We start from the raw sequence: 16315 nt of genomic DNA, 5'->3' as shown, positions 1-16315 counted from the left end.
TCTCCGTGGAGCTGCAGCACATGGCCGGACACCGTACCCACGGCGACCCTCTCCGCGCCATGCCGCCCGGCCGCTGCCGATGCCCGCAAGGCTCCCGGCGTCGCCCACGGCACAGCCTTGCGGGCCGCCTTCGACCGCTCCCCTCCCCGGCGCGCTTTGGAGAAAAAAACGGGGCACCACAGGCCGCTGTCCGTACGGTACGCTTTCCCCGACGACACGCATCTCTCCATGGAGCTGCGGCACATGGCCGGACACCCTACCCACGGCGACCCTCTCCGCGCCCGTGCCGCCCGGCTGCTGCCGATGCCCGCAAGGCTCCCGGCGTCGCCCACGGCGCGGCCTTGCGGGCCGACTTCGACCGCTCTCCTCCCCGGCGCGCTTTGGAGAAAAAAACGGGGCGCCACATGCCGCTGTCCGGACGGTACGCTTTCCCCGACGACACGCATCTCTCCATGGAGCTGCGGCACATGACCGGACACCGTATCCACGGCGACCCTCTCCCGGTGATTGAGCGCGCCGTTTGACGGCGTGCGCCGAAGGCGCCGTGCCGTCCGTCCCGGCGCGCCATACACGGCACCGGGGACTGACGCGGGGTACGGGGGTGCAGGGGGCCTGGGGCTGCGCAAGCCCCGGCCCCTTGCCGCCCGCCGCGCAGGCGCCCCTCCCCCCTTGACAATTATTGATATTTATTCCTGAATAGCACTGTTTTTCGTGCGTGCCCGCACAGCCGGCACAGGGCAAGGGGCGTATCCTCTGACGGACAGCCGCGGAGAACCCGCCCACGGTCCCGACGGATTTTGGCCGCGGACACGATCGCCTTTCGCGGGCCAGCCCGCGCGTGGAGGCTGGCGAGCTGAAGATCGCTCAACATCCTTTTCCCTCACGGGCGTGTCCGCACGGGGCCGGCGGCCGCGACGGCGCATCCCCGGACGGACGCGGCGGCAGGCCTTGTCCTGTGCCGCCGGGAAACGGGGGCCGCTTTGTCCGTGTCGCGTGGCCGGCGGCCCGGAGGAGCGGGCGGCGTGGGCGGCCTCGTCGCGCGACCATGCGGCGGTCCTGCCTGGCCCATCCCCCACCGCACGCTGCCGACCCCGGCGCCTGTTTCGGGCCATCGTCCCGGACGGCTGTCCGCGGGCGCGCCGGAAAAACGCTTTTTCCCGGCCGGACGGCTCAGGCCCTTTCTTGCCTTGCCGTGCGCGCTTTGCTATATTGCGTTGCTTAAATTTCCTACAGGGAGCGTCTCTATGGCCAAAAAACCGGCCCTTTCTCCTGAAGAAGCCCGCGCCGAAGCCCTGGGCACCGCACTTGCCACCATCGAACGCAAGTACGGCAAAGGCGCGGTCATGAAGCTTTCCGACGAGGCCCACGTCAATATCCCCGTCATCCCCACGGGCTCCATCGGCCTCGACCTGGCCCTGGGCGTGGGCGGCATCCCGCGCGGCCGCATCACCGAGATCTTCGGCCCCGAATCCTCGGGCAAGACCACCCTCACCCTGCACATCATCGCCGAATGCCAGAAGATGGGCGGTACCTGCGCCTTCGTGGACGCCGAACACGCCCTGGACGTGAACTATGCCAAGCGCCTGGGCGTCAACACCGACGAGCTGCTCATCTCCCAACCCGACTACGGCGAGCAGGCCCTGGACATCGCCGACATGCTGGTGCGCTCCGGCGCCGTGGACCTGGTGGTGGTGGACTCCGTGGCCGCCCTCATCCCGCAGGCCGAACTGGAAGGCGACATGGGCGAGAGCCAGGTGGGCGGCCATGCCCGCCTCATGTCCCACGCCATGCGCCGCCTCACCGGCACCATCCACAAGTCGCGCACGTCCGTGATCTTCATCAACCAGATCCGCATGAAGATCGGCGTCACCGGCTACGGCAGCCCCGAGACCACCACCGGCGGCAACGCCCTCAAGTTCTATTCCTCGGTGCGCATGGACATCCGCCGCATCCAGACCCTCAAGGACAAGGAGGAGTCCTTCGGCTCGCGCACCCGCGTGAAGGTGGTCAAGAACAAGGTGGCCCCGCCCTTCCGCAGCGCCACCTTCGACATCCTCTACGGTCAGGGCATCTCCCGTTCGGGCGAGCTCATCGACCTGGGCCTGGAGGCCAAGATCATCGAGCAGAGCGGCTCGTGGTTCGCCTTCGGGTCCGAAAAGCTGGGCCAGGGCCGCGAAAAGGTCCGCGCCCTGCTGGACGAGGATGCGGACCTGCGCCGCCAGATCGAGGCCAAGGTGACGGAATTCCTGGGCATGCATCCGCAGGAATTCATCCCCAGCGAAGACGATCTGGACGACGGCAGCGCCGCCATGTCCGATCTGGACTGATACCGTGTGCAACGCGGCCCCGCGGGGCCGCCCGTTTTTTTATCGCCCCTCCGGGGCAGCAACATGGAGCCCCTATGCTCACCGCCAAAGAGATTCGCCGCCGTTATCTGGAATTCTTCGCCCGCCACGGGCACGACATCCTGCCCTCCGGGCCGCTGATCCCGCCCAACGACCCCACCCTGCTCTTCACCAACGCGGGCATGGTGCAGTTCAAGAAGTTCTTTCTGGGCGAAGAAGTGCGCGACGTGCCGCGCGTGACCACCTCGCAGAAGTGCCTGCGCGTGTCCGGCAAGCACAACGACCTGGAAAACGTGGGCCGCACCGCGCGCCACCACACCTTTTTCGAGATGCTGGGCAACTTCTCCTTTGGCGACTACTTCAAGCGCGAGGCCATCACCTGGGCCTGGAAGTTCGTGACCGAGGAACTGGAACTGCCCAGGGAACGCCTGTGGGTGACCGTCTTCCGCGAGGATGACGAAGCCGCCGCCATCTGGCAGGAAGTGGCCGGCCTGCCCGCCGAACGCATCGTGCGCATGGGCGAGAAGGACAACTTCTGGACTATGGGCGACACCGGCCCCTGCGGTCCCTGTTCCGAGATCTACATCGACCAGGGCGAAGACATGGCCTGCGGCCCGGACTGCGGCATCGGCAAATGCGACTGCGACCGCTTCCTGGAGATCTGGAACCTGGTCTTCACCCAGTTCGACCAGCACGCCGACGGCACCCGCGACCGTCTGGCCCGTCCCAACATCGACACCGGCATGGGCCTGGAACGCATCGCCGCCGTCTGTCAGGGCAAGCGCTCCAACTTCGACTGCGACCTGTTCCAGGACATCATCCAGTACGCCGCCGAACTGGCCGGCGTGAAGTACAGCTTCAGCGCGCCCGACACCAACGACGTGGACACGGCCCTGCGCGTCATCGCCGACCACGCCCGCGCCGCGGCCTTCCTCATCGCCGACGGCACCCTGCCTTCCAACGAGAGCCGCGGCTATGTGCTGCGCCGCCTCATCCGCCGCGCCCTGCGCTTCGCCACGCTCATGGGCGTGCACGAGCCCTTCCTGTACAAGGTGGCCCGCAAGGTCACGGAGATCATGGGCGAGGACTACCCCGAACTCACCGAACACGCCGATTTCATCGCCCGTGCCGTGCATGAGGAAGAACAGCGCTTCTCCCTGACCCTGGGCAAGGGCCTGGCCCTGCTGGAAGACGAGCTGGCCGCGCTGGACAAGGCCGGCAACAAGGTCATCTCCGGCGAGTTCTGCTTCAAGCTCTCCGACACCTACGGCTTCCCCCTGGACATCGTCACCGACGTTTCCGAAAAGCGCGGCTTCCGCGTGGACGCGGCCGGCTTCGAGGCCCAGATGGCCGAACAGCGCCGCCGCGCCCGCGAGAGCCAGAAGAAGTCCGGCCTGCTGGGCCAGGACGGCAGCGGCTCCTCCCTGTTCCAGCGGCTGGCCGACGACGGCCTGCAGAGCACCTTCACCGGTTACGGCGGCCTGAGCGGCCAGGGCCGCATCGTGGCCCTGCTGGACGAGAGCGGCCTGAGCGTGGAAGAACTGCCCGCCGGGCAGAAGGGCTATGTGGTCACCAGCCAGACCCCCTTCTACGGTGAATCCGGCGGCCAGGCCGGCGATACCGGCCGCATGGAAGGCCCCGACGGCGCGGCCCGCGTGCTGGATACCCAGAAGCCCGCGCCCGCCCTCATCGTACACACCATCGAAGTGGAACAGGGCCTGCTGCGCATCGACCAGGAAGTGGCCCTGAACGTGGAGGAGGACGCCCGCCTGTCCACGGCCCGCAACCACAGCTGCACCCATCTGCTGCACGCCGCCCTGCGCTCCGTGCTGGGCACCCATGTGAAGCAGGCCGGCTCGCTGGTCAACAGCCAGCGCCTGCGCTTCGACTTTTCCCACATCGCGGCCCTGACCCCCGAGGAACTGGCCGCCGTGGAACGCCAGGTCAACCGCGCCATCATGGCCGACTACCCCGTCCGCACCAGGGAGATGAAACATGACGAGGCCATCGCCAGCGGCGCCATGGCCCTGTTCAATGAAAAATACGGTGACACCGTGCGCGTGGTCAGCATGGGCGACGAGGCCCATACCGAATCCGTGGAACTGTGCGGCGGCACCCATCTGGGCCATACCGGCCAGGCGGGCAGCTTCCTCATCGTCTCCGAGAGCGGCGTGGCCGCCGGCGTGCGCCGCATCGAAGCCGTCACCGGCTGGAACGCCTATGACCTGGCCGTGGCCCAGCGTGCCGAGCTGCACGACCTTTCGGCCCTGCTCAAGGCCAAGCCCGGCCAGCTGGCCGAGCGCGTACAGGCCCTGCACAGCGATGTGAAGAAGCTGCGCAAGGCCTCCGAAAAGGCGGCCGCCAGCCCGGCCACCGGCGCCGAGCTGGTGCAGAAGGCCGTGGAGGTCAACGGCGTCAGGCTGCTCACCGCCAGGCTGGACGGCGTGCCGGTCAAGGCCCTGCGCGACATCATGGACGACGTGCGCTCGCGCATCCCCTCCGGCGTGGCCTGCCTGGCCACGGTGGAAGGCGAGAAGGTGGGCCTGCTGCTCTACGTCTCCAAGGACCTGCACGGCCGTTTCACCGCGCCCGCCCTCATCAAGGACGTGGCCGCGCCCTGCGGCGGTTCCGGCGGCGGCCGTCCCGATCTGGCCCAAGCCGGCGGCACCAGGGCCGACGGCGTGGCGGCGGCCTTCGAGGTGCTGCGCGGCAAGATCGCCGGCTAGTCCCGCTGTTCCGGGGGGCCGCGCCGCATGACGGCGGCGGGCTCCCCCGCCCGGGAAGCAAGGTCCCGCGGACACGCGCACATGGCGCTTCCCCGGCGGGACCAGCGGGCCCGGCCTGCTTGCAGCCGCAGGCGTCCGGCCTGCCTGCCCGGACGCACGGCCCCGGCCGCGACCATCTTTCCCTGCCCGTTCCGCCGGCCCTCCGGCGGCCGCAGGCAGGCATGACCATGAAACCGACGGGCACGGCGGCCCCGTCCCCGGACACCCGCGCCGGGCTGCTCCCGGGCCTGCCGCGCCATCCTCCCCCGCCCCGCGTCCGCTGTCCCCGGCGGGGCACAAACGGCGACTCGCCTAAAGGACCTTGAACGATGATCGGTATTTCCAAACTGTATTGCGGCCAGGTGGAGCCTTCCGACGCCCTGCGCTACGGCCGCCAGTCCGGCAACCTGCCCTCGCATCTGCTCCAGTTCTCCAAGGACAAGAAGCCCGTGGTGGTCTGGAACATGACCAAGCGCTGCAACCTGAAGTGCGTGCACTGCTACGCCCAGGCCGTGCCCGTGGACGGCGCCGACGACATCAGCACCGAACAGGCCAAGACCATGATCGACGATCTGGCCGCCTACGGCGCGCCGGTCATGCTCTTCTCCGGCGGCGAGCCCCTGGTGCGCAAGGACCTGGTGGAACTGGCCAGCCATGCCACCTCCAGGGGCATGCGCGCCGTCATCTCCACCAACGGCACGCTCATCACCAAGGAAAAGGCCCGCGAGCTCAAGGGCGTGGGCCTCTCCTATGTGGGCATCTCCCTGGACGGCATGGAAGAAGTGCACGACCGCTTCCGCGGCGTGCGCGGCGCCTTCCGCAAGGCCCTGGAAGGCGTGGCCAACTGCCAGGCCGAAGGCCTGAAGGTGGGCCTGCGCTTCACCATCAACAAGCGCAACGTGGGCGAGATCCCCGGCATCTTCCGCCTGCTGGCCGATCTGGAAGTGCCCCGCGCCTGTTTCTACCACCTGGTGTACTCGGGCCGCGGTTCCGAACTCATCAAGGAAGACCTGGACCACGCCGAGACCCGGCAGGTGCTGGACCTGATCATGGACGAGACCCGCGCCCTGTTCGACGCGGGCAAGCCCAAGGAGATCCTGACCGTGGACAACCATGCCGACGGTCCGTACCTGTGGATGCGCATGAAGCGCGAGGACCCCAAGCGCGCCGAGGAAGTCTTCGAGCTTTTGCAGTACAACGAGGGCAACAACTCCGGCCGCGGCATCGGCTGCATCTCCTGGGACGGCCAGGTGCATGCCGACCAGTTCTGGCGCAACCACACCTTCGGCAACGTGCTGGAACGCCCCTTCTCCCAGATCTGGGACGACCCCGATATCGAGCTGCTGCACAAGCTCAAGGACAAGAAGGCCCATGTGGGCGGCCGCTGCGCCAGGTGCCGCTTCCTGAACATCTGCGGCGGCAACTTCCGCGCCCGCGCCGAAGCCTACTACGGCGACGAATGGGCCCAGGACCCGGCCTGCTATCTCACCGACGAAGAGATCGGCCTGTAACGGACATCGATTGGAGCCCCGGCATGCCCGGGGCTCTTCCACACCGCTTCGAGCCCCCGCCCGGAGCGCCGGACCGGACATGATGACGAAAGCCCTGCCTGCTCCTCCCCTCTCCGCCCATCTGGCCGCGGCGGCCCTGACGCTGCTGATGGCCGGCCAGAGCCTGCTCACGCAACATCTTTCCGGTGTGGATATCCGGGGCCTCATCCTGACGGACCTCGCCGCCTCCCTGCTGCTGGTCCTGATGTGCGGGACGGGGCTCCTGCGCCTGGTGAGCCTGCTGCAGGGCCTGTTCTCGCTTTTTTGCCTCAGTTACGCCGCCAGCATGGGCATGCCGCCGACGCTGGCCGCCGCCCTCAACGGCAGCAGGCAGATCGTCGGCATGGACCTGCGCAGCCTGTGGACCTATCTGGACCCGGCCGCTCTGGCCTTCCTGAGCCTGTCCGTCCTGGCCCAGTGCTGGCTCTGCGGCCGCAAGCCCCGCTACGGCCGCCGCTGGCTGGCGCTCATCCCGGCCTGCGCCCTGCTGGCGACGCAGTACAATGCCTGCCGTCTCCAGCCGCCCCGGCAGTTCACGCCCGAATTCGTCCTGGGCGAAGGCCGCTCACAGTTCGAGCCTCCGGCGCGCCGGTCCCTCAAATACCGGGGCTATCTGGCCACCTTCGTGCTGGAACTGGGCTCGGGGGCCGCGTTCGCCACCGTCCATGCGCCCGCCCGTACCTGTTCCCCCGCCGGGACGGAGCAGATCCCCGTCCCCGCGGCCCCGGACCGCGTGGCGCTGGTGCAGGTGGAGTCCCTGGATTTTGAGCTGCTGGAAATGGAAGTCGACGGCCAGCCCGTCATGCCCTTCCTGCGCAGCCTGCTCCCCGACGCCGTCCTGCTACGCCTGGACGGGACCAAGAAACTGGCCTCCGCCAATTCCGACTTCGAGCTTTTCAATGGTCTGGAGGCCAGCCCCGACATCGTGCATTACGAATATGAGGATGCCTACCCGCGCAGCCTCATCCCGCGCCTGGCCGCCGGCGGACGCCCGGTGGAAGTCTTCCACGGTCTGCCCGCCAGTTACATGAACCTCAAGGCGGCGTACAAATTGCAGGGCTTCTCGCGCTATCACGACATCGAGGTCATGCGCGCCGCCGGTGTCAGGCCGCTGGACTGCTGGTGGGCAGGGGTCGTCAGGGACAGGGACCTGTTCGACTACGCGGCCCGGCAGCTGCCCCCGGGACCCTTCGTCCAGTTCATCATCACCATGAGCATGCATCTGCCGGAATATGTGGATCTGGTCACCCCGGAACTGCGCTTCCGCTCCTCCCCCAGGTCCGCCTTCCTGACCCTGGCCCACGATACGGACGCCGCCCTGCGCCGGTATGTGGAAAAACTCCCGCAGGGGACCATGCTCATCCTCTGGGGGGACCACCGTTCCTACAGCCGCGACAATTCCGGCCTGATCCCCTTCCTCGTCCACACCAAGGGCTCCAGCCTGCATTTCGACGGCCGGCAGCTGCCCGTCCTGAGCCGCTGCAGCATGTATTCCTATCTGCAAAAGATCTTCGGGAAGGACGCCGACGCGCCTTCCTGAGCCGGGGGAAGCCATGAAGAAGATCCTGTTCCCGCTCGTATGCGTCTTCCTGCTCTTCGAGATCGTCTACAACAGCGAAACGGCCAAGAACGCGCTGACCAACACCGCGGCCTCGTTCTTCGAACTCCCCCTCAAGCCCGGGGCCTTCAGCTTCGCGCCCGCCTCGCCGGAGCTGTACATCGCGCACGCGGGCGGCGTCATCCACGGACAGCGTTACACCAACAGCCGCGAGGCCGTGGAAGCCTCGCTGCGCAAGGGCTACCGCTATATCGAGCTGGATCTGCTGGTGACGCGGGACGGGCGTCTTGTGGCCGCCCATGACTGGGACACCCTGCGCAGCCTGTCCGGGCGCCCGGATCTGCCGCTGCCGCCGACACTGGCCGAGGTGCGCGGGCTCACGCTCAGGGACGGGCTCCATGTGCTCTGCGGCGGGGACATCGCGGAGCTCATGCGCCGCAACCCGCAAATGATCCTGGTCACGGACAAGATCCGCGACATGGCCCTGCTGGCCCGGGAGATCCCCCTCCAGGACAGGATCATCGTGGAAGCCTTTGACCGCCGGGAGTATCTGACCTGCCTCTGGCACGGCTTCACGCCCGCCTTCTCCCTGCCCTGGAAACTGGACGACCTGGAGCATTTCCTGACGCTCGACGCGGCCTGGTACACGGTGTCCGCCGTTGCCTGGCAGGCGGATCATGCCCCGCTGCTGCGGCATGTCGCCGCCCTGCGGGCCGCAGGCAAAGAAGTGCTGCTGTTCCAGGCAGGGCGCCCCGAGGGTCTGGACGTGGAAAGCCAGGACTTCCTCCGGGCCAATGCCGGGACCTATTTCACCAAGATCTATACGGATGCCGCGAGGACGCTTTCCCCGGCCGGGACGGCGGCGCCCGCGGTCGCGCATCAGGAGGCGCGCCAGCGCCGGCCGTAAGGCATGCCGGAAAGGCTGCCGGCCGTACGATGCCGCCGGCGCACAGGACGGCCCGGCGTGACCGGCCCGCTCCCGGAGGTGCGGGACCGTGCCGTCGCGCCGTCAGGCCCCGCGACGGGCCGTCCGCGGCACGCTGTCCTCGCGGCGGCGCACGGGGCGCATGCCGTCCGGCCCCGTTGTCTGACCTGCACACCATCCGGCCCCATGCTGCCAGGGCCGCATGCCCTGGATGACCGGTCCGCATGCCGGCGGCACAGGAACGGGGATGGCGTCCGGGCCGCGTGCCCGGGATGGCCGGCCCGGCCGTTGCGGGCGGGCCCCGTCTACAGCCTGCCGAGGAGATGGCTGCCCCAGACCAGGGCCAGGAAGATCTGGGCCGTGAACTGGGCGGCGCTGCCCATGTCCTTGGCCTTCTTGGCCAGGGGGTGCCGCTCCAGCGAGATGCGGTCCACCGTGTTCTCGATGGCGCTGTTGAGCAGCTCCACCAGCAGGCAGAGCACCAGCGGTACGGCCAGCAGCACGGATTCCGCCCAGTCCCGTCCCAGCCAGCAGGCCAGGGGCAGGCCCGCCCCGGCCAGCAGCGCTATCTGCCGGAAGGCCTCCTCATCGCGCCAGGCGGCCGCGTAGCCTTCCAGCGAATAGCGCACGGCATTGCGCAGGCGCGTGAGCCCGCGCCGGCCTTTCAGATCGTTGCGTCGGTCCATCTGTCCTCCAGCTTTCCGGGGCGGAGAAAAGAGCCCCGGCATGCCCGCCGTCACAGCCCGCGGGCGCGGCTTTTCCCCTGACACGTTTTGCGCTATGCTCTTCTTCGCGCCGGGGCCCCGCCCCGCCGCACGGCGGCATCCGGCAGGTCCGCCTCCCGCACGGACGGGCGCGGCAGCCCGCCGCCCTCAACAAAACATAACCGCGGCAGCGCCGCATCGAGGTAGAACCATGTCCCAATCCTTCCATCGCGGCAGACGGTTGCGCTGGACCCCCGAGATCCGCAGCATGGTGCGCGAGACCCCGCCCCTGCTGGCCGAAGACCTCATCATGCCCTACTTTGTGGTGGAGACCGAAGACCAGTCCTTCCGCAAGGAGATCGGCGCCATGCCCGGCCAGTACCAGCTTTCGCTGGGCGAGCTGGAAAAGCAGGTGGAAAAGGCCGTGGATGACGGCCTGACATCCGTGATCCTGTTCGGCATCCCGGCCGAGAAGGACGAAAAGGCCAGCGGCGCCTACGCCGAGGACGGTATCGTACAGGAAGCCGTGCGCCGCCTCAAGCACCGCTGGCCCTCGCTCTACGTCATCACCGACGTCTGCCTGTGCGAATACATGAGCCACGGGCACTGCGGCATCCTGACCCCCGGCGGCGCGGTGCTCAACGACCCCACCCTGGAGCTGCTGGCCAAGACCGCCGTGAGCCATGCCGCCGCCGGTGCCGACATGGTGGCCCCCTCGGACATGATGGACGGCCGCGTGGCCGCCATCCGCCAGGCCCTGGACGAATCCGGCCTGATCATGGTGCCCGTCATGTCCTATGCCGTGAAGTATGCCTCGGCCTTCTACGGGCCCTTCCGTGAAGCCGCCGAATCCGCCCCGGCCTGCGGCGACCGCAAGAGCTACCAGATGGATCCCGGCAATGCCCGCGAAGCCATCATCGAAGCCCTGGCCGACCTGGACGAAGGCGCGGACTGCCTCATCGTCAAGCCCGCCGGGCCGTACATGGACATCATCCGCCAGGTGCGCGACGCCGTGAACGTGCCCCTGTGCGCCTATCAGGTCAGCGGCGAATACAGCATGATCCGCGCGGCCGGCCTCAACGGCTGGATCAACGAGGAAGCCGTGATGCTGGAAAGCCTGCTGGGCATGAAGCGCGCCGGAGCCAAGATGATCATCACCTACTTCACCGAGACCCTGCTCAAGCAAAGGCTGGTGCGCTGATGCACGATACCAAGCACATGCCGGGCCATCCCGGCGCGCAGGCCGCCGCGGGCGGGCATCCCGGAGGCCACCCCGGCGGCGCGCCCGGTCACAAGATGGTGCGCACCCTCGCGGACGGCACCCCGGCCTGCAAGCTCATCGCCTGGGAAGTGACCCGCTCCTGCAACCTGGCCTGCAAGCACTGCCGCGCCGAGGCCCACCCGGAACCCTATCCGGGCGAGTTCTCCACCGAGGAGGCCAAGGCCCTCATCGACACCTTCCCCGAGGTGGGCAATCCCATCATCATCTTCACCGGCGGCGATCCCATGATGCGCCCCGATGTCTACGAGCTGGTGGCCTATGCCCATGCCAAGGGCCTGACCTGCGCCTTCTCGCCCAACGGCACCCTGATCACGCCCGAGCTGGCCCGCAAGATCAGGGAGGCCGGCGTCAACCGCTGCTCCATCTCCATCGACGGGGCCGACGCCGCCAGCCACGACGAGTTCCGCGGCGTGCCCGGGGCCTTCGAGGCCTCCATGCGCGGCATCGAATACCTCAAGCAGGCGGGCGTGCCCTTCCAGATCAACACCACGGTCACGCGCAACAACCTGCACAGCTTCAAGGACATCTTCCAGCTCTGCGAACGCATCGGCGCGGCGGCCTGGCACATCTTCCTGCTGGTGCCCATGGGCCGGGCCTCGGGCCTGGCCGACCAGGTCATCAGCGCCCAGGAATACGAGGACGTGCTGCACTGGCTCTATGATTTCCGCAAGACCACCAGCATGCACCTCAAGGCCACCTGCGCGCCGCATTACTACCGCATCATGCGCCAGCGCGCCCATGAGGAGGGCGTGGCCGTGACGCCCGAAACCTTCGGCATGGACGCCCTGACCCGGGGCTGTCTGGGCGGCACGGGCTTCTGCTTCATCAGCCATACCGGCCAGGTGCAGCCCTGCGGCTATCTGGAACTCAACTGCGGCAACGTGCGCGAGACGCCCTTCCCCGAGATCTGGCGCCACAGCAAGTACTTCCTCCAGTTCCGCGACCAGAAGTGCTACGAAGGCAAGTGCGGCGTGTGCGAGTTCCACAAGGTCTGCGGCGGCTGCCGCGCCCGCGCCTGGAGCATGAACGGCGACCACATGGCCGAGGAACCCCTGTGTACCTATCAGCCCAAGCGCGCCGCGGGCGCAAAGTGAGCGAGCATGACGGACGCCCCTGAATATTGCGGCCCCCACACCGCGCAGGAAGCCCTGGACGAGACCGACCGCCGCCTGCTGGACATCATCCAGACGGCCTTCCCCCTGACGCCCCGGCCCTACGCCGACCTGGGCGGCCTGCTGGGCATCCCGGAAGAGGAGGCCCTGGAACGCGTGCGCCGCATGCGCGAGCGCCGCATCATCCGCCGTCTGGGGGCCAACTTCCAGTCCAACAAGCTGGGGTTCGTCTCCACCCTCTGCGCGGCCAAGGTGCCCGACGACAAGATGGACGACTTCGTGCGCGAGGTGAACGCCCGCCCCGGCATCACCCACAACTACCTGCGCGAACACAACTACAACATCTGGTTCACGCTCATCAGCCCCTCGCGGGAGGACGAGCGCGCCACCCTGGACGGGATCACGGCCAGCACGGGCATCCCCATCCTCAACCTGCCCGCCACGCGCCTGTTCAAGATCCGCGTGGACTTCCGCATGCAGGACTAGCCCGCCGGGGCTGCATGACAGGACAGCAGTACAGGGAGGGGAGGGCCGCCGGCCCCCCCTCCTTTTCTTTTCCCGTTCGCCGGGCCGGGTGCCGCTGCCCGGCGCGAAAAAAGGGGCGGGCAGGAAAATCATTTTGGTCAACGGCCCGGCCGCCCCCGCCCCGCTCGGGGAAAGGGGCCGTCAGGCATGCGCGGGGGAGGCCACGGCGCGCCCCGCGCAGGACAGCCGGCAGCCACGGGCCTGCCGCCCTCCCGCCGCCATTGGACGCACGCGCGAGGGGAGGCCGCCCGTCGATCGACGTGCCTGATGTTCCAAGGGGCAGCGCACGGAGGCCGGGGAAGGCCGCCCGCGCACGGGCCAGCGCAGCGTGACGCAGCCAAAGCGGACCGTGCTTTGGGCCCGCCCTCCCGGTCCGGCCCCCCTTGAGCTGCGGAAGGGCCTGTGCTAACACCGTAATAGAGGACATGGAAAACTTTTCCGCCCTACGGCATCCTGTTTTCCCCGTCCTTCCGCCCTGTCTGGACGTTATGCAGGCCCGACTCTTTTTCTTCGTCCCTTCTTTTGCGATCCTGCCTGCCGATGTCACAGAATTGTCACAACACTGCAGCAGTATTCCGGGAACAGCCCTGCGCACAAGGAGAGCGGCATGACCTCCCAGATCGTCCTCAAGTATCCTGAACAACCCTGTTCGCCTGAAGACATGCAGGATCTTTCCTGCCCCAACCTCTATCTCAACCGCGAGATCAACTGGCTGGACTTCAATGCCAAGGTCCTGGACGAGGCCCTTTCCCCCCGCCAGCCCCTGCTGGAGCAGCTCAAGTTCCTGGCCATCTTCTACAACAACCTCGACGAATTCTTCATGGTTCGCGTGGCCAACATCCTGCGCCAGTACCGCAACGGCGCGCCCAACGGCTCGGCGGACCGCATCACGCCCGCCAAGCAGCTGGCCGAGATCCGCCGCCGCACCCTGCTGCTGACCTCGCGCGCCCAGAGCCACTGGCTCAAGAGCCTGGCCCCGCAGCTGGTGGACAGGGGCGTGCACATCGTGCGCTACAACGATCTTTCGGAAAAGCAGCGCCGCTTCCTGGACGGCTATTTCCGCAACGAGATCTACCCCGTGCTCACGCCCCAGGCCATCGACCCCGGGCACCCCTTCCCCACCATCTCCACCACCTGCCTGAACTTCATCATCCAGCTGCGCAACCGCGACAACGAGACGCGCTTCGTGCGCCTGAAGTGCCCCAACAACCTTTCGCGCTTCATCTTCATCCCGCGCAACAAGGAGGCCAAGACCTACGCCTCCCTGGGCTTCGACCCCAACGTGCGCGGCGACGACATCCTGCTGTTGGAAGACCTCATGGCCCAGTATCTGGACCTGCTCTTCCCCGGGCATACGGTGGTGGCCGCCGCCGTGTTCCGCATCACCCGCAACACGGATCTGGAGATCGAGGAGGACGAGGCCGACGACCTGCTGGAAGCCGTGCGCGACTTCGTGGACCAGCGCCGTTTCGGCGACGTGGTCCGGCTGGAGATCGCCCACAAGGCCTCGCGCGAGCTGGTGGAATTCCTGGCCCGCCGTCTGCGCCTGCAGCCCTTCCAGATCTACCGCATCAAGGGGCCCATGGGCTTTTCCGAGTTCATGACCCTCTATAATGTGGACCGGCCCCAGCTCAAGACCCCCGCCATCCAGGGCCACATCTCGCGCCTGTTCCAGGAAGGCGACATGTTCCGCCACCTGCGCAAGCAGGACGTGCTGCTCTTCCATCCCTACGACAGTTTCAAGGCCGTGCTGGACTTCATCCGCCGCGCCAGCGAGGACCCCAACGTCCTGGCCATCAAGCAGACCCTGTACCGCGCCGGCAACGATTCGCCCATCGTGCGCGCCCTCATCGAAGCCCGCCGCCGCGGCAAGCAGGTGGTGGCCGTGGTGGAGCTCAAGGCCCGCTTCGACGAGGAACGCAACATCACCTGGGCCGAAGAGCTGGAAAAGGAAGGCGTCAACGTGGTCTACGGCTTCATCGGCCTGAAGGTGCATGCCAAGCTCTGCCTGGTGGTACGCCGCGAGGCCGGGCACATCACGCGCTACGTCCATATCGGCACGGGCAACTACAATGCCTCCACGGCCAAGATCTACACGGACATGGGCCTCATCACCGCCAATGAGGACATCTGCGCCGACGTGACGGACCTGTTCAACGTCATGACCGGCTATGCCGACCGCGACCTCTACCGCAAGCTCCTGGTCTCGCCCCAGGCCATGCGCGGCCCGCTCATGGAGATGATCCGCCGCGAGATCGACCTGCACAAGCGCTACGGCAACGGCGAGATCATCTTCAAGTGCAACCAGCTGGTGGACGCGGGCATCGTCCTTGCCCTGTACAAGGCCTCCATGGCCGGCGTGCGCGTGCGGCTGCAGGTGCGGGGCATCTGCTGTCTGCGGCCCGGCCTGCCGGGCATCAGCGAGAACATCACGGTCACCAGCATCGTGGGCCGCTTCCTGGAACATTCGCGCATCTACTGGTTCCACGCCAACGGCGAAGGCAGCATGTACATCGGCAGCGCGGACCTCATGCCGCGCAACCTCGACCACCGCATCGAGGTCCTGACCCCCATCCTGGACCCCGAACTGCGCCGCAGGATCCGCGAGGACATCCTGGAGGTCCACCTGGCGGACAATGTCCAGGCCTGGCAGCTGCAGGCCGACGCCACCTATGTCAGGCTGCGGCCCGGCAGCAAGGAGACCGCCGTCAACGCGCAGGAAATCATGATCTCCCAACACATCACCAGGGACGATATCTGATCCCAAGGAGCTTCCGTCATGGCCAGCAAAAAACGTCCCGCCGGCACGAACGCCGGCAACAACGACAGCCCCGTGCAGAACCGTCAGGCCCAGGCGGGTGATCTCTCCCAGGAAGGGGTAGCCGGCGCCGGGTTTCAGGGTGATCTCCAGCTCCGCCGTTCCCGTCCCCGCAAAAATATCCACCCACTCCTCCTGATACCCTCCGGAGCGCACCGTCAGCCGGTGCTGCCCCGGCTCCAGGTTCAAAAGGACCAGAATCCCTCCGGGCTTGGACAGGGGCCGCACCGGCAGCCCGTCCAGGGTGCACAGCAATCCCGCCCCCTCCAGGGGCCTGCCGGTGTAGCTGTCCCGCACCCGGCACACGGCGCTGGCGTGAAAGGTAATCATCGTCCCGCACCTCCCGGCTTTTGCTGGGTATCGATGGACACATCGGTGACCCGGGTGAAGCGGCGCTCCCGCCGGGAGTCGATCTCCACCCCGGTCAGCAGTACCACGAAGGACAGCTTATAGGCGGTGGACGTGTTGTTCCAGATTTTCAGCAGCTGATCCTGGGTGGTCTTCTCCAGCACCACATGAACCTGGGCGTTCTGCTCCGCCAGGGAGCCGCTGAGATACGCCTGGTCGATGATGGGATGGTCCCGCAGCACCTGGAGCGCCGCCCCCACCATCCGGTACTGGTCCGCCTCCTTCAGCTGCGCCGGGGCCTTGGAGTGGGCGGTCACCAGAAAGCGCAGATTGTACCGGGCGGGGCGCAGCCGCTCCGTATCCCGGCTGACCTGGTAGTAGCC

11 protein-coding genes are annotated in these 16315 nt (G+C 67.5%); 9 read left to right on the top strand and 2 right to left on the bottom strand.

Annotation, left to right across the window (positions count from 1 at the left end; translation table 11 throughout):
- Positions 1-1244 precede the first annotated feature (1244 nt).
- The 5 genes from recA (at position 1245) to Q1X76_RS08350 (ending at position 9125) form a co-directional block, all read left to right on the top strand.
- Positions 1245-2327 (top strand): recombinase RecA, encoded by a 1083-nt coding sequence (gene recA, locus Q1X76_RS08370; protein WP_300719215.1) that lies wholly within the window; start codon positions 1245-1247, stop codon positions 2325-2327.
- 74 nt (positions 2328-2401) lie between these two features.
- Entirely contained in the window at positions 2402-5071 is a 2670-nt protein-coding gene (gene alaS, locus Q1X76_RS08365; RefSeq protein WP_300719214.1) for an alanine--tRNA ligase, read from the top strand.
- A gap of 368 nt (positions 5072-5439) precedes the next feature.
- Complete coding sequence (gene ahbC, locus Q1X76_RS08360; protein ID WP_300719213.1) at positions 5440-6621, top strand: 12,18-didecarboxysiroheme deacetylase; 1182 nt, start codon at positions 5440-5442, stop codon at positions 6619-6621.
- A gap of 79 nt (positions 6622-6700) precedes the next feature.
- A complete protein-coding gene (locus tag Q1X76_RS08355) occupies positions 6701-8200 on the top strand; it encodes a sulfatase-like hydrolase/transferase (protein WP_300719212.1) in 1500 nt (499 codons plus the stop codon).
- A 13-nt stretch (positions 8201-8213) separates the two neighbouring features.
- A complete protein-coding gene (locus tag Q1X76_RS08350; protein ID WP_300719211.1) occupies positions 8214-9125 on the top strand; it encodes a glycerophosphodiester phosphodiesterase family protein in 912 nt (303 codons plus the stop codon).
- Positions 9126-9448: 323 nt separating this feature from the next.
- Here the strand turns inward: Q1X76_RS08350 and Q1X76_RS08345 are convergent, their stop codons facing one another.
- Positions 9449-9829 (bottom strand): diacylglycerol kinase, encoded by a 381-nt coding sequence (locus Q1X76_RS08345; protein WP_300719210.1) that lies wholly within the window; start codon positions 9827-9829, stop codon positions 9449-9451.
- Positions 9830-10058: 229 nt separating this feature from the next.
- Here Q1X76_RS08345 and hemB point away from each other — a divergent pair, with 229 nt between their 5' ends.
- The 4 genes from hemB (at position 10059) to ppk1 (ending at position 15527) form a co-directional block, all read left to right on the top strand.
- Positions 10059-11048, top strand: coding sequence for a porphobilinogen synthase (gene hemB, locus Q1X76_RS08340; RefSeq protein WP_300719209.1), 990 nt, complete (start codon positions 10059-10061; stop codon positions 11046-11048).
- Positions 11048-12223 carry a heme b synthase gene (gene ahbD / locus Q1X76_RS08335; protein ID WP_300719208.1) on the top strand — a complete coding sequence of 392 codons (1176 nt, stop codon included), beginning with the start codon at positions 11048-11050 and terminating at the stop codon, positions 12221-12223. Before hemB ends, ahbD begins: the two co-directional genes overlap by 1 nt.
- Positions 12224-12229: 6 nt before the next feature.
- Positions 12230-12727 (top strand): AsnC family transcriptional regulator, encoded by a 498-nt coding sequence (locus Q1X76_RS08330; RefSeq protein ID WP_300719207.1) that lies wholly within the window; start codon positions 12230-12232, stop codon positions 12725-12727.
- 646 nt (positions 12728-13373) lie between these two features.
- Entirely contained in the window at positions 13374-15527 is a 2154-nt protein-coding gene (gene ppk1, locus Q1X76_RS08325) for a polyphosphate kinase 1 (protein ID WP_300719206.1), read from the top strand.
- A gap of 383 nt (positions 15528-15910) precedes the next feature.
- Here the strand turns inward: ppk1 and Q1X76_RS08320 are convergent.
- Positions 15911-16315, bottom strand: a 405-nt coding sequence (locus Q1X76_RS08320; RefSeq protein WP_300719205.1) for a Pvc16 family protein, incomplete at its 5' end; no start/stop codon positions are given.

It is taken from the genome of uncultured Desulfovibrio sp., from assembly GCF_949282365.1.
Lineage (GTDB): Bacteria > Desulfobacterota > Desulfovibrionia > Desulfovibrionales > Desulfovibrionaceae > Desulfovibrio.
This window is presented reverse-complemented; position numbering and strand designations above follow the sequence as displayed.

Coding starts and splice junctions, on each gene's coding strand:
- hemB (WP_300719209.1), top strand. CDS start 10,059: ATGTCCCAATCCTTCCATCGCGGCAGACGGTTGCGCTGGACCCCCGAG.
- ppk1 (WP_300719206.1), top strand. CDS start 13,374: ATGACCTCCCAGATCGTCCTCAAGTATCCTGAACAACCCTGTTCGCCT.
- Q1X76_RS08355 (WP_300719212.1), top strand. CDS start 6,701: ATGATGACGAAAGCCCTGCCTGCTCCTCCCCTCTCCGCCCATCTGGCC.
- ahbC (WP_300719213.1), top strand. CDS start 5,440: ATGATCGGTATTTCCAAACTGTATTGCGGCCAGGTGGAGCCTTCCGAC.
- Q1X76_RS08345 (WP_300719210.1), bottom strand. CDS start 9,829: ATGGACCGACGCAACGATCTGAAAGGCCGGCGCGGGCTCACGCGCCTG.
- ahbD (WP_300719208.1), top strand. CDS start 11,048: ATGCACGATACCAAGCACATGCCGGGCCATCCCGGCGCGCAGGCCGCC.
- Q1X76_RS08350 (WP_300719211.1), top strand. CDS start 8,214: ATGAAGAAGATCCTGTTCCCGCTCGTATGCGTCTTCCTGCTCTTCGAG.
- recA (WP_300719215.1), top strand. CDS start 1,245: ATGGCCAAAAAACCGGCCCTTTCTCCTGAAGAAGCCCGCGCCGAAGCC.
- alaS (WP_300719214.1), top strand. CDS start 2,402: ATGCTCACCGCCAAAGAGATTCGCCGCCGTTATCTGGAATTCTTCGCC.
- Q1X76_RS08330 (WP_300719207.1), top strand. CDS start 12,230: ATGACGGACGCCCCTGAATATTGCGGCCCCCACACCGCGCAGGAAGCC.